Consider the following 11,704-nt stretch of genomic DNA (forward strand, 5'->3'; position numbering starts at 1 on the left):
CCGTACCCCCAACCCGCTGAACCCGCGGAGCGCCCCGTTGGCTTAGTAAGGCCCTCGTGCCACCCTGAGGTGGAGCCGAGGGGAAGGCCACGTATGGACGCGCGAGCGGCGGCGGCTGGACGGAGCGGACGGCCGCCACAGACGGGCAAGGGCGAGCGGCTGGCGGACTGGGCCGACGGGCGGCTCGGGATCTACGGGCTGGCCAAGTCCCAGATGCGCAAGGTGTTCCCGGACCACCCGTCCTTCATGCTGGGCGAGATCTGCCTCTACACCTTCATCATCCTGATCCTCACGGGTGTCTACCTCACGCTGTTCTTCGAGCCGAGCGCCACCGAGGTCGTCTACAACGGTTCGTACGAGCCGCTGAACGGCATCCTGATGACCAGGGCGTTCGAGTCCACGCTGGAGATCAGCTTCGACGTGCGCGGCGGACTCCTCATAAGGCAGATCCACCACTGGGCGGCGGTCGTGTTCGTCGCCGGGATGCTCATCCACATGATGCGCATCTTCTTCACCGGCGCGTTCCGCAAGCCGCGCGAGATCAACTGGCTGTTCGGCTGGACGCTGCTGTTCCTCGGGATCATCACCGGGCTGACCGGCTACTCGCTCCCCGACGACCTGCTCTCCGGCACCGGCATCCGCTTCGCGCAGGGCGCGATCCTCTCCGTGCCGGTCGTGGGCACGTATCTCTCCTTCTTCCTTTTCGGCGGAGAGTTCCCGGGGCACGACATCATCTCCCGGCTGTACCCGATCCACATCCTCCTGCTGCCCGGGATCATGCTCGGTCTGGTCGTCGCCCATCTGATCCTGGTCTTCTACCACAAGCACACGCAGTACCCCGGGCCAGGACGCGACCAGAAGTCCGTGGTCGGCATGCCGTTCATGCCGGTCTACATGGCCAAGGCGGGCGGCTTCTTCTTCCTGGTCTTCGGTGTGCTGTCGGTGATGGGTGCTCTCGCGACGATCAACCCCGTCTGGGCCATCGGCCCCTACCGCGCGGACATGGTCGGCACGGGCGCCCAGCCCGACTGGTACCTCGGCTTCTCCGAGGGGCTGATCCGGGTGATGCCGGGATGGGAGATCAACGCCTTCGGCCACACCCTGGCGCTGGGCGTCTTCATCCCCTTCTCGCTCTTCCCGCTGATCATGCTGGCGATCGGCGTGTACCCGTTCATCGAGGCATGGATCACCGGCGACAAACGCGAGCACCACATCCTGGACCGGCCCCGCAACGTGCCCACGCGCACCGGACTCGGCGTGGCCTGGCTGAGTCTGTACGGGGTGCTGCTGATCGGCGGTGGCAACGACATCGTCGCCACGCATCTGCACCTGTCGATCAACGCGATCACCTGGTTCGTACGGATCGCGTTCTTCGCGGTGCCGGTCATCGCCTTCATGATCACGAAACGGATCTGCCTGGGGCTCCAACGCCGCGACCGGGCCAAGGTGCTGCACGGGCGCGAGTCCGGCACCATCAAACGGCTGCCGCACGGCGAGTTCATCGAGGTGCACGAACCCCTCACCCAGGAGGCGCTGTTCACCCTCACCCAGCACGAGCATGCCCCGCCCTACGAGGTGGGCCCGCTGGTCGACGCGAACGGTGTCGAGCGGAAGGCCAAGCCGTCCCAGCGGCTGCGGGCGCGGCTCGCCCGGGTCATGTACGGGCAGAAGACGTACATCCCCAAGCCCACCGTCGAGGAGTACCGCGAGCTCACGAGCAGCGAAGAACACCACCACTGAGGGCACTGCCGCCACGGGCACTGCCACTGAGCACCAGCTCCCGGCATTCGCTCGGGGTGCCCCAAGCGGTGCGCAGCGCACGGGCCTTGGTCAGCCACAAGGACAGGTCGTACTCCGCGGTGTAGCCGATCGCGCCGTGCAACTGCAGCGCCGTGCGGGCCGTCCTGTACGCCGCCTCGCAGGCCGTGACCTTGGCGGCGGCCACGTCCGCCGGATCCATCGAGAGCGCGGCACCGAAGAGCAGCGGCCGCGCGAACTCCAACGCGATCTTCGCGTCGGCCAGCCGGTGCTTGACCGCCTGGAACGACCCCACGGGAACGCCGAACTGGCTGCGCTGCCTGACGTACGCCACGGTCCTGTCCAGGAGGGCGAGTCCCACACCGAGGGCCTGGGCGGCGGTGGCGAGCCGCGCCCGGACGAGGGCCTGGCCGGCGGTCACCGAGGTGGCGAGGACCTCGCCGCCCGCTTCCAGTCGGGTGAGCCGCCGGGCCGGATCCATGGACGTACGCACCGGGCCGTGCCCGTGAGCGAGTCTCAACTCGCCGTCGCCGCCGCCATTGCCATTGCCGTCGCCGTCGCCGTCGACGGCCAGCAGGACCGTCGCCGCGTCTCCGTCCAGCGCGTACGAGCCGTCCAGGGCCACCGTCGCGATCGCCTCCCCGGAGGCCAGCCCCGGCAGGAACCGTTTCGCCAGGCCCGGCTCGGTCAGCAGCGCGGCCGCCGCCACCGTCTCCACCAACGGCCCGGGCACCGCGTGCCGCCCCAACTCCACGAAGGCGACGGCCAGTTCGACGGGAAGCGGACCGACACCCTCGTACGCCTCGGGAACCGCGAGCGCGAACACCCCCGCGTCGGCGATACGGGACCACAGCGCGCGCCCGGCCGTATGGTCCCCGGCGCTCCAGGACCGTACGACCGAGGGTGTGTCCGCCGCGGTCAGCAGGGCGTCCAGGGAGTGGGCGAAGGCGCGCTGTTCGTCGTCCAGGAGGAAGCGCATCAGCGCCGTCCCTTCGGCAGGCCGAGCAGACGCTCGGCGATGATGTCGCGCTGGATCTCGTTCGTGCCCGCGTAGATGGGGCCGGCGAGGGAGAAGACCCACCCCTCGGCCCAGCCGCCGTCGTCCGCCAACTCCCCCTCCTCGCCCAGCAGATCGAGCGCCGTCTCGTGCAGCGCGATGTCGTACTCGGACCAGAAGACCTTGTTCAGGCTGGACTCCGGACCGATGGGCTCGCCGTCGAGGAAGCGCGAGGCGCCCGCGTAGGTGAAGAGCTGGTAGGCGCGGGCGCCGATCACCGCGTCGGCCACCCGGTCGCGGGTGAACGGGTCCCGGCCGCGCTCGCGCCAGAGCGCGGCCAGGCGGTCGGCCGATGCCAGGAAGCGGCCGGGCGAGCGGAGGGTGAGACCGCGTTCGTTGCCCGCTGTCGACATGGCGACCCGCCAGCCCTGGCCGGGCTCGCCGATCACGTCCTCGTCGGGGACGTACACCTCGTCCAGGAAGAGTTCGGCGAAGGCCGGTTTCCCGTCCAGGCGGCCGATGGGGCGGACCGTCACGCCGGGCGCGCGCAGGTCGAACATCAGGTAGGTGAGGCCCTGGTGGGGCTTCGGGGTATCCGGCTCGCTGCGGAACAGGCCGAACGCGCGGTCGGCGAACGCGGCCCGCGACGACCACGTCTTCTGCCCGCTCAAGCGCCAGCCGCCGTCCGTACGCACCGCCCTGGACCTGAGCGAGGCCAGATCGGATCCCGCCTCGGACTCGGACCAGGCCTGCGCCCAGACGACCTCGCCGGTGGCCATCGGCGGCAGGACGCGGGCCCGCTGCTCCTCGGTGCCGTGGTCGAAGAGGGTCGGCGCGAGGAGATTGATGCCGTTCTGGCCGACCCGGCCGGGGGCGCCCGCCGCGTAGTACTCCTCCTCGAAGATCAGCCACCGTACGAGCCCCGACTCCCGGCCTCCGTACGCGGTCGGCCAGGACACCACCGACCAGCGGTCCGCGGCGAGTTCGGCCTCCCAGGCACGGTGGGCCGCGAAGCCCTCCTCGGTCTCCAGGGAGGGCAGCGGCTCGGCCGGTACGTGCGCGTCGAGCCAGGCCCTGGCCTCGGCGCGGAACGCCTCGTCGGCGGGGGAGTGGGTGAGGTCCACGGTCACCTTCCTCGAAGCTCCTCGAAGCGAAACGGCCTTCCCTAACAAGTGTTTGGTAGGTTAGCGTGAGGTCATGACAGACGTCGAGGGTCCGGCGTACGTGCCCGGGCACGAGCTGCTGAAGGGGCGTACGGCCGTCATCACGGCCGCCGCCGGCGCGGGGATCGGCGGGGCCACGGCCCGCCGCTTCCTGGAGGAGGGCGCGCGCGTGCTGATCAGCGACGCGCACGCGCGGCGGCTGAAGGAGTACGAAGGAGAGCTGGCCGCGGACTTCGAGGGTGTCGCGGCGCTCGCTTGTGACGTCACCGACGAGGCGCAGGTGCAGGCGCTCTTCGATGCGGCCCTGCGGCTGCACGGGCGGCTGGACATCGTCGTCAACAACGCCGGTCTGGGCGGGACTTCGGACCTCGTCGACATGACCGACGAGCAGTGGTCGAGGGTGCTCGACGTGACGCTGAACGGGACCTTCCGATGCACGCGCGCGGCCTTGCGGGCCTTCCGCGAGGGCGGGCACGGCGGCGTGATCGTGAACAACGCCTCGGTCGTCGGCTGGCGCGCCCAGGCCGGGCAGGCGCACTACGCGGCGGCGAAGGCGGGCGTGATGGCGCTGACGCGGTGCGCGGCGATGGAGGCGGCCGGGTTCGGGGTGCGGGTCAACGCCGTGTCGCCGAGTCTCGCCATGCATCCGCACCTGGTGAAGGTGACAACTCCCGAACTGCTGGAGGAGCTGACCGCCCGCGAGGCCTTCGGGCGGTACGCCGAGCCGTGGGAGGTGGCCAACGTGATCGTGTTCCTCGCGTCCGGTTACTCCTCGTACATGACCGGCGAGGTCGTCTCCGTGAGCAGCCAGCATGCGTGAGCGCTCCGCGGGAGGTGTGGTCATGGACCTGCGGGTCCGTCGTGGCTGGTCGAGCAGTTCCTCGCGCCCCTTGCGGGGCGCGACAACAATGGAGCCGTGCCTACCAAGAAGAAGCCCCAGGTGACCGCCTCGCCCGAGCGGCGCCGTGAACTCCTCGGCACCGCCGCCGAGGTCTTCGCCGAGCAGGGCTACAACGCCACCACCGTCCGCAAGATCGCGGACCACGCGGGCATGCTCGCGGGCAGCCTCTACTACCACTTCGACTCCAAGGAATCGATGCTGGAGGAGATCCTGCGGACCTTCCTGGACGAGCTCTGGGACGGGTACGACGCCGTCCTGGACGCCGAGCTCGGTCCGCGCGAGACGCTGGAGGCCCTGGTCACCGAGTCCTTCCGGGAGATCGACCGGCATCGTGCGGCCGTCGCGATCTACCAGAAGGAGTCCAAGCACCTCGTGGCGCAGGAGCGGTTCGCGTTCCTCGCCGATTCGCAGCGCAAGTTCGAGAAGGCGTGGCTGTCCACGCTGGAGCGGGGAGTGGCCGCCGAGGTCTTCCGGGACGACCTCGACATCCGGCTCACCTACCGGTTCGTGCGCGACACCGTGTGGGTCGCCGCGTCCTGGTACCGGCCCGGCGGACAGCACAGCCCGGAGGAGATCGCCCGGCAGTATCTGTCGATGGTCCTCGACGGAATCGCCGTACGTACGTAACTCACCACTCACCGAGGAGTCCGAGGAGTCGTCATGGCCGAGGCCTACATCGTCGAAGCGGTCCGTACGCCCGTGGGGCGTCGGAAGGGCGGTCTGAGCGGGGTGCACCCGGCCGACCTGGGCGCGCATGTGCTGAAGGCCCTGGTCGCGCGTTCCGGTGTCGACCCGGCCGCCGTCGAGGACGTCGTGTTCGGGTGTCTGGACACCGTGGGGCCGCAGGCCGGCGACATCGCCCGGACCTGCTGGCTGGCCGCCGGGCTGCCCGAGGAGGTGCCCGGGGTGACGATCGACCGGCAGTGCGGGTCCTCGCAGCAGGCCGTGCACTTCGCCGCGCAGGGCGTGCTGTCCGGCACGCAGGACCTGGTGGTCGCGGGCGGCGTCCAGAACATGACCCAGATCCCCATCGCCTTCGCCTCCCGTCAGGCCGCCGAGCCGCTGGGGCTCACGGAGGGGCCGTTCGCGGGCAGCGAGGGGTGGCGGGCGCGGTACGGGGACCGGCCCGTCAACCAGTTCCACGGAGCCGAGTTGATCGCCGAGAAGTGGGGGATCAGCCGGCGGGACCAGGAGGAGTTCGCGTTGCGGTCGCACCAGCGGGCGCTCCGGGCGATCGACGAGGGGCGTTTCGAGCGGGAGATCGTGCCGTTCGGGGACGTCGCGGTCGACGAGGGGCCTCGGCGGGACACGTCGCTGGAGAAGATGGCCGGGCTGAAGCCGGTGGTCGAGGGCGGCACCATCACCGCTGCCTGTTCCTCGCAGGTGTCCGACGGCGCGGCCGCGATGCTGCTCGCCTCCGAGCGGGCTGTTCGTGAGCACGGGCTCACGCCTCGGGCGCGGGTTCATCACTTGTCCGTGCGGGGGGAGGATCCGATACGGATGCTTTCGGCGCCGATTCCTGCCACCGCGTATGCCTTGAAGAAGGCCGGGATGTCGATCGGTGAGATGGATCTTGTCGAGATCAATGAGGCGTTCGCGCCTGTTGTTCTTGCGTGGTTGAAGGAGACCGGGGCGGATCCTGACAGGGTCAACGTCAATGGGGGTGCGATTGCTCTTGGGCATCCGCTGGGCGCGACCGGGGTGAAGTTGATGACCACGCTTGTGCATGAGCTGGAGCGGACTGGGGGGCGGTTCGGGTTGCAGACGATGTGTGAGGGTGGGGGGCAGGCGAACGTGACGATTGTTGAGCGGCTGTAGGTCGTTTTCGGCTGCGGGTCGGTGGGGGCTGGTCGCGCAGTTCCCCGCGCCCCTAAAGGGGCGCCCCAGCTCCGCGGCCGTCGCGCGGAGCGTTCTCGTGTCAGTGGCCCAGTGAGAAGCCCAGCACCACTCCCGCCGAGACCTCCACCATCCCGGGTGCCAGGTCGCCGGCGGAGTTGCCGCCTCCGCCGCCGTGGCCTCGGTAGTTGCTGAATTCCCAGGACTCGGAGTCCACGTCCTGGATGTGGAGCACCGGGCCGAGCGGGACACCCGCCGCCTCTGTGTAGACCTCGGCCTTGCGGCGGGCCGCGGCCACCGCCTTGCGCCGGGCCTCGTCCCGCAGCGCGGGCTTGTCGTGCACATCGAACTCGACGCTTTCGATGTGGTGCGCACCCGCGTCGACCGCGTCCACGATGAGCTGCTGCAGATCGTCCAGCGCCTCCGTCTCCACGGAGTACGAGGCCTTGCAGCGATAGCCGCGGAACTTGCGGTCGCTGCCGTAACCGTCGTAGTCCGAGCTGAGCTTGAGGCGGGAACCGGATACCGACGCGTCCGGTATCCCGTGCAGGCGCAGGGCCTCGCGCAGTCGTGTCACCGCGGTGCCCGCCTCCTGGAACGCCCGGTCGGGAGAGGGCTCCAGTACATCCACCGCCAGCTTCACCCGCACCAGCTGGGGCTCGACGCGCACACTTCCGGCTCCGAAAACACTGAGCCCCCAGGGCTCTTTGATCGACTCGGTCATCCCGGCATTGAAGCACCCGGCAGTGGCAGCCCGCCCAGGGTTTCCCGGGCCTCGGCCATCACGCGTTCCACCAGCTCCGCGCACGACGGCAGGTCCTCGATCACGCCCGCCACCTGACCCGACGCCATCACGCCGAGATCCGTACGCCCCTCGACCATCGATGCCCGCAGGAGCATGGGGGTGTTGGCGGCCAGCAGGACCTGGCTCCAGGAGAGGTTCTTGCCGTGCTTCATGGCCAGGCCGTCGCGGATCATCTGGGGCCAGGTGAGGCCCGAGAGTCTGCGGAAGCCGGCTGCTCTGCGTACCGCTCGGGTCAGGGTCCTCGTACGGCCCGCTCCCTCAAGGGAGGTGACCAGGTCCGTACGGAGCATGCGGTGGGGCAGGCCGTCCACGGCTGTCGTCACTGTCACGTCCTTCACCGTCGCCGCGAGGTATCTGGCCTTCACCGCGTCCGGCACCGTCGAGTCGGAGGTGAGCAGGAAACGCGTGCCCATGGCGATGCCCGCGGCGCCGTACGCGAGTGCCGCGACCAGGCCGCGGCCGTCGAAGAAGCCGCCCGCGGCGACGACGGGTATGTCGACGGCGTCCACAACCTGGGGGAGGAGGACCGTGGTCGCCACCTCACCGGTGTGGCCGCCGCCCTCGCCGCCCTGCACGATCACCGCGTCCGCGCCCCAGGCCGCGACCTTCTCGGCATGGCGGCGGGCACCGATCGACGGGATGACGACGACGCCCGCGTCCTTGAGCTCGGCGATCAGCTCGCGGGAGGGCGCGAGCGCGAAGGAGGCGACCCGCACACCCTCCTCGACGATCACGCGTACGCGGTCGCGGGCGTCTCCCGCGTCGGCACGCAGATTCACGCCGAACGGCGCGTCCGTACGGGACGTGACCTCCCGTATCGCCGCCCGCAGCTGGTCGAGTGTCATGGTCGCGGAGGCCAGGATGCCCAGCGCCCCCGCGTTCGCCGTCGCGGAGACCAGGCGCGGGCCCGCCACCCAGCCCATCCCGGTCTGCACGATCGGGTGCCGGACGCCGACGAGTTTCGTGAGCGCGGTCTCCATCAGCCTTTGACCTCGCGATCGCGCAGCCCCTGTGGGTCGATGACCTCGCGGATCAACTCCAGCTCGGCCGGGGACGGTTCACGCGTGCTCGGGACCTCGTCGGGGATCGTCAGCTCGAAGCCCGTCGCCTCCCTCACCTCCTCGACCGTGACGCCCGGGTGCAGCGACGCCAGCCGCATCGAGTGGTCCGGCGTGGCGAAGTCGAAGACACCGAGGTCCGAGACGACGCGGGGGATGCGGTGGAAGCGAGCCGCCCCCGGGTGCTCGGCCACCCGGTCGTACCCGACCCCGCACACCATGTCGACCTTCTCGACGAACACCCGCGTCGAATGCCTCGGTATCCAGTAACTGGTCGGATTGTTCAAGGTGTTGACCGGTGCGCCGCGCACTCCGAGCAGCTGTCGCGTGGGCCGCTCCCAGTCGCCGATGCAGGAGATGTTCTGGTTGCCGAAGCGGTCGATCTGGCTCGCGCCCATCATCACGTGGCGTCGGCCGCCGGTGACCATCGTGAGGTGCCTGCGGTACGGCAGCCAGCCTTCGGGGCTGCCGTCCGGGCCGACCAGCATCGCCTCGCCGTCGGTGAGGAGGAGCTCGGGGGCGAAGGTCCGCCTGGCGAGCCGGGCGCCGACGGACGGGACGGCGCCCATCGGACTGGCGAGCACCTCCCCGTTGTCCCGCCATGCCTCGGCGCAGGCGATCACGCAGTACTCGGCGCGGGTGGGCGGGAGGAGGGGGGTGCGGGTGACGGTGTTCGTGGCTGGGCTCATCGCCGCTCCTCGTGCCAGGCCTGTACGGCCGACTGGTAGGCCTTCTCGTCCCCGTACAGGAACCGCTCGGCGAACTCGGGCCACGGCGTCGACGCGTACAGCTTCTGGAAGGGCTCGTCGCGGTCGTGGTCGGGGACGCAGGAGGTGAAGTGCGCGCCGTTCGGCGTCTCCACGACTCCCGTGACCGAGTGCCGGTTGACGAGGAGGGTCTGTGGCACGGCGTCGTCGAAGCGGTCCACGAGCCGCTCGCAGGAGACGTACGCATGGTCCGCGGCCTCGCAGAAGAGGTCGTCGAAGTACGGGTCCGGGCCCAGATACTGGCCGTTGCCGGAGCGGTCCGCGCGGTTGACGTGGACCAGCGCCGCGTCCATGCGCAGCGCCGGCATGGCGACGAAGGTCTCGCGGATCCCGGTCGCCTCGTCCTCGTACGGCGAAGTGACCGTCCGCAGGCCAGGATTGACCCGCATCACGTCGGAGCCGATGCCGGCCCGGACCGGTATGAAGGGCAGCCGGTTCGCGGCGGCGTGCAGCCCCCACATGAACATCGCCTCGTCGACCTCCATCAGCTCGAAGGCCCCGCTCTGCCGGGCCGCACGGAAGTGCGGCTCCAAGGGGATCGAGTCGAGCGTGACGAAGGCCGCGACGAGCTTGCGGATCTTCCCGGCCGCGGCGAGCATCCCGACGTCCGGGCCGCCGTACGACACGACCGTGAGATCGGTGAGCTCCGAGCGGAGCAGTGCTCGTACGAGGGCCATCGGCTTGCGGCGGGAGCCCCAGCCGCCGATGCCGAGGGTCATCTCGCTGCGCAGCCGCGAGACGACGTCCTCGGGCGTCATCGTCTTGTCGGTCACCGGGAGTCCTCCCTGCTGTCCTGGCCGAAGGTGTCGCGGACCCGGTCCGCCACCCCGGCGAGGTTGGCCTCGAATGTGAACCCCTGCTCGAAGCGGTAGCTGCGGCGCACGTCGACGGGGTCGATGCCGTTGATGGCGGCCTTGGCGAGGCGGATCAGCCGGCCGTCCTTCGCGGCGATCTCGCGGGCCAGCTCCAGCGCGGCGGAGCGCAGTTCGTCGCGCGGAACGACCCGCCACACCGACCCGTGACGGTGCAGCTCGGCGGCGGTCGCCGTGCGCGACGTGTAGTACAGAGCGCGCATCAGGTGCTGCGGCACCAGCCGGGCCAGGTGTGTGGCCGCGCCCAGCGCGCCCCGGTCCAGCTCGGGCAGACCGAACACGGCATCGTCACTTGCCACGATCGCGTCCGCGTTGCCCACCAGGCCTATCCCGCCGCCCAGACAGAACCCGTGCACCTCCGCCACCACGGGCACCTCGCACTCGTACACGGCGGCGAAGGCCTCGGCGCAACCGCTGTTGGCACCGAGCAGAGCGCTTCCGCCCTCCCGCTGTATCTCCTTGATGTCCACGCCCGCGTTGAACCCCCGCCCCTCGGCGGCCAGCACCACACAGCGGACCTCGGCGTCGCGGCCCGCCGCGCGCAGGGCGTCGGCCAGCTCGAACCAGCCGCGCACCGGCAGTGCGTTCACGGGCGGGAAGTCGACCGTGACGACGGAAATCCCCTTTTCCGGGGACGAGGTGGAGACACCCATGGACGCATCAGCTACCTTTCCACCAAACGTTTGTTAGGTGCGATCTGATGTGAAGGTAACAGCGAACACCGCCGAGCGGGAGGCCCTGTGGACAAGCGGCCGGACAATCAGTCGGACATTCGGTCGGACGAGCGGTCGGACGAGCTTGTGGACAAGCGGCTCGTGGTCGTCACGGGCGGGACCCGGGGTGTCGGCGCCGGGATCGCCCGGGCGTTCGCCGAAGTGGGCGCCGAGGTCGTGGTCTGTGCGCGCCGGCCGCCCGACGTGCCGGTCGAGGGCGCCGAGTTCGTCCCCCTCGATCTGCGGGACCCACCGGCCGTGCACGCCTTCTTCGACGGCTTGCCCAGGCTCGACGTCCTGGTCAACAACGCGGGCGGCGCCCCCTACCGGCTGCTCGCGGAGGCGGACGCCGAGCGGCACGCGCGCGTGATCGAGCTCAACCTCACCGCCCCGCTGGCGGCGTCCCTCGCGGCGTACGAGCATCTGAAGCGCGCCCGGGGATCCGTCGTGATGATCGGCAGCCTGAGCGGGACCCGGCCCTCGCCCGGCACCGCGGCCTACGGGGCGGCCAAGGCGGGCCTGGAGAACCTGGCGCGCTCGATGGCCGTGGAGTGGGCGCCGGACGTGCGGGTCAACACGCTCGTCGTCGGGATGGTCCGCACCGAGCTGTCCCACCTCCACTACGGCGGCGAGGACGGCATCGCGGCCGTCTCCCGCACCGTCCCGCTCGGGCGGCTCGCCGAGCCCTCGGACGTCGGCAGAGCGGCCGTCTTCCTCGCCTCGGACGCCGCCGCGTACATCACCGGGGCCAGCCTCCAGGTGCACGGCGGCGGCGAACGGCTCGCCTTCCTGGACGCGGCGACCGTCAACAAGGAAGCCAACAAGGAGAAGTGA

At 70.3% G+C, this 11,704-nt stretch carries 12 protein-coding genes; 5 read left to right on the forward strand and 7 right to left on the reverse strand.

The annotated features are described in order from the left end of the window. The first annotated feature begins 93 nt into the window (after nt 1–93). Nucleotides 94–1,740 (forward strand): cytochrome bc1 complex cytochrome b subunit, encoded by a 1,647-nt coding sequence (gene qcrB, locus GAS53_RS21390; RefSeq protein WP_151479256.1) that lies wholly within the window; start codon nt 94–96, stop codon nt 1,738–1,740. Here qcrB and GAS53_RS21395 read toward each other — a convergent pair. Both GAS53_RS21395 and GAS53_RS21400 read right to left on the reverse strand, forming a co-directional pair. Beyond that, nucleotides 1,712–2,737, reverse strand: coding sequence for an acyl-CoA dehydrogenase family protein (locus tag GAS53_RS21395; RefSeq protein ID WP_151479257.1), 1,026 nt, complete (start codon nt 2,735–2,737; stop codon nt 1,712–1,714). The two genes, qcrB and GAS53_RS21395, sit on opposite strands and share 29 nt — an antisense overlap. Continuing rightward, nucleotides 2,737–3,879, reverse strand: coding sequence for an acyl-CoA dehydrogenase family protein (locus GAS53_RS21400; protein ID WP_151479294.1), 1,143 nt, complete (start codon nt 3,877–3,879; stop codon nt 2,737–2,739). Before GAS53_RS21400 ends, GAS53_RS21395 begins: the two co-directional genes overlap by 1 nt. 73 nt (nt 3,880–3,952) lie before the next feature. Here GAS53_RS21400 and GAS53_RS21405 point away from each other — a divergent pair, with 73 nt between their 5' ends. The 3 genes from GAS53_RS21405 (at nt 3,953) to GAS53_RS21415 (ending at nt 6,637) form a co-directional block, all read left to right on the forward strand. After that, nucleotides 3,953–4,738, forward strand: coding sequence for an SDR family oxidoreductase (locus GAS53_RS21405; RefSeq protein WP_151479258.1), 786 nt, complete (start codon nt 3,953–3,955; stop codon nt 4,736–4,738). A 96-nt stretch (nt 4,739–4,834) separates the two neighbouring features. Further along, on the forward strand, nt 4,835–5,446 hold the full coding sequence (locus GAS53_RS21410) for a TetR/AcrR family transcriptional regulator (protein ID WP_151479259.1): 612 nt from the start codon (nt 4,835–4,837) through the stop codon (nt 5,444–5,446). A gap of 33 nt (nt 5,447–5,479) precedes the next feature. Further along, entirely contained in the window at nt 5,480–6,637 is a 1,158-nt protein-coding gene (locus GAS53_RS21415) for an acetyl-CoA C-acetyltransferase (protein WP_151479260.1), read from the forward strand. Between the two features lie 100 nt (nt 6,638–6,737). Here GAS53_RS21415 and GAS53_RS21420 read toward each other — a convergent pair whose 3' ends face one another. From GAS53_RS21420 to GAS53_RS21440, 5 genes are read right to left on the reverse strand one after another with little or no spacing between them, the layout of a single operon-like run. Continuing rightward, nucleotides 6,738–7,379: an SIMPL domain-containing protein gene (locus GAS53_RS21420; RefSeq protein ID WP_151479261.1), complete on the reverse strand. Its 642-nt coding sequence runs from the start codon at nt 7,377–7,379 to the stop codon at nt 6,738–6,740. Next, nucleotides 7,376–8,440: an NAD(P)H-dependent flavin oxidoreductase gene (locus GAS53_RS21425; protein WP_151479262.1), complete on the reverse strand. Its 1,065-nt coding sequence runs from the start codon at nt 8,438–8,440 to the stop codon at nt 7,376–7,378. The genes GAS53_RS21420 and GAS53_RS21425 overlap by 4 nt, the downstream gene beginning before the upstream one ends. Next, entirely contained in the window at nt 8,440–9,207 is a 768-nt protein-coding gene (locus GAS53_RS21430) for a CoA-transferase subunit beta (protein WP_151479263.1), read from the reverse strand. The genes GAS53_RS21425 and GAS53_RS21430 overlap by 1 nt, the downstream gene beginning before the upstream one ends. Continuing rightward, complete coding sequence (locus tag GAS53_RS21435) at nt 9,204–10,058, reverse strand: CoA transferase subunit A (RefSeq protein WP_151479264.1); 855 nt, start codon at nt 10,056–10,058, stop codon at nt 9,204–9,206. Before GAS53_RS21435 ends, GAS53_RS21430 begins: the two co-directional genes overlap by 4 nt. Further along, nucleotides 10,055–10,810 carry an enoyl-CoA hydratase family protein gene (locus GAS53_RS21440; RefSeq protein ID WP_151479265.1) on the reverse strand — a complete coding sequence of 252 codons (756 nt, stop codon included), beginning with the start codon at nt 10,808–10,810 and terminating at the stop codon, nt 10,055–10,057. Before GAS53_RS21440 ends, GAS53_RS21435 begins: the two co-directional genes overlap by 4 nt. A 147-nt stretch (nt 10,811–10,957) precedes the next feature. Here GAS53_RS21440 and GAS53_RS21445 point away from each other — a divergent pair, with 147 nt between their 5' ends. Beyond that, nucleotides 10,958–11,704, forward strand: a complete 747-nt coding sequence (locus GAS53_RS21445) for an SDR family oxidoreductase (RefSeq protein WP_151479295.1) — start codon at nt 10,958–10,960, stop codon at nt 11,702–11,704.

The organism is Streptomyces albicerus (assembly GCF_008905045.1).
GTDB lineage: Bacteria > Actinomycetota > Actinomycetes > Streptomycetales > Streptomycetaceae > Streptomyces > Streptomyces albicerus.

Excerpts from the sequence above, each read along its gene's own strand:
- qcrB (WP_151479256.1), top strand. The coding sequence starts at position 94 with ATGGACGCGCGAGCGGCGGCGGCTGGACGGAGCGGACGGCCGCCACAG.
- GAS53_RS21395 (WP_151479257.1), bottom strand. The coding sequence starts at position 2,737 with ATGCGCTTCCTCCTGGACGACGAACAGCGCGCCTTCGCCCACTCCCTG.
- GAS53_RS21405 (WP_151479258.1), top strand. The coding sequence starts at position 3,953 with ATGACAGACGTCGAGGGTCCGGCGTACGTGCCCGGGCACGAGCTGCTG.
- GAS53_RS21415 (WP_151479260.1), top strand. The coding sequence starts at position 5,480 with ATGGCCGAGGCCTACATCGTCGAAGCGGTCCGTACGCCCGTGGGGCGT.
- GAS53_RS21420 (WP_151479261.1), bottom strand. The coding sequence starts at position 7,379 with ATGACCGAGTCGATCAAAGAGCCCTGGGGGCTCAGTGTTTTCGGAGCC.
- GAS53_RS21425 (WP_151479262.1), bottom strand. The coding sequence starts at position 8,440 with ATGGAGACCGCGCTCACGAAACTCGTCGGCGTCCGGCACCCGATCGTG.
- GAS53_RS21430 (WP_151479263.1), bottom strand. The coding sequence starts at position 9,207 with ATGAGCCCAGCCACGAACACCGTCACCCGCACCCCCCTCCTCCCGCCC.
- GAS53_RS21440 (WP_151479265.1), bottom strand. The coding sequence starts at position 10,810 with ATGGGTGTCTCCACCTCGTCCCCGGAAAAGGGGATTTCCGTCGTCACG.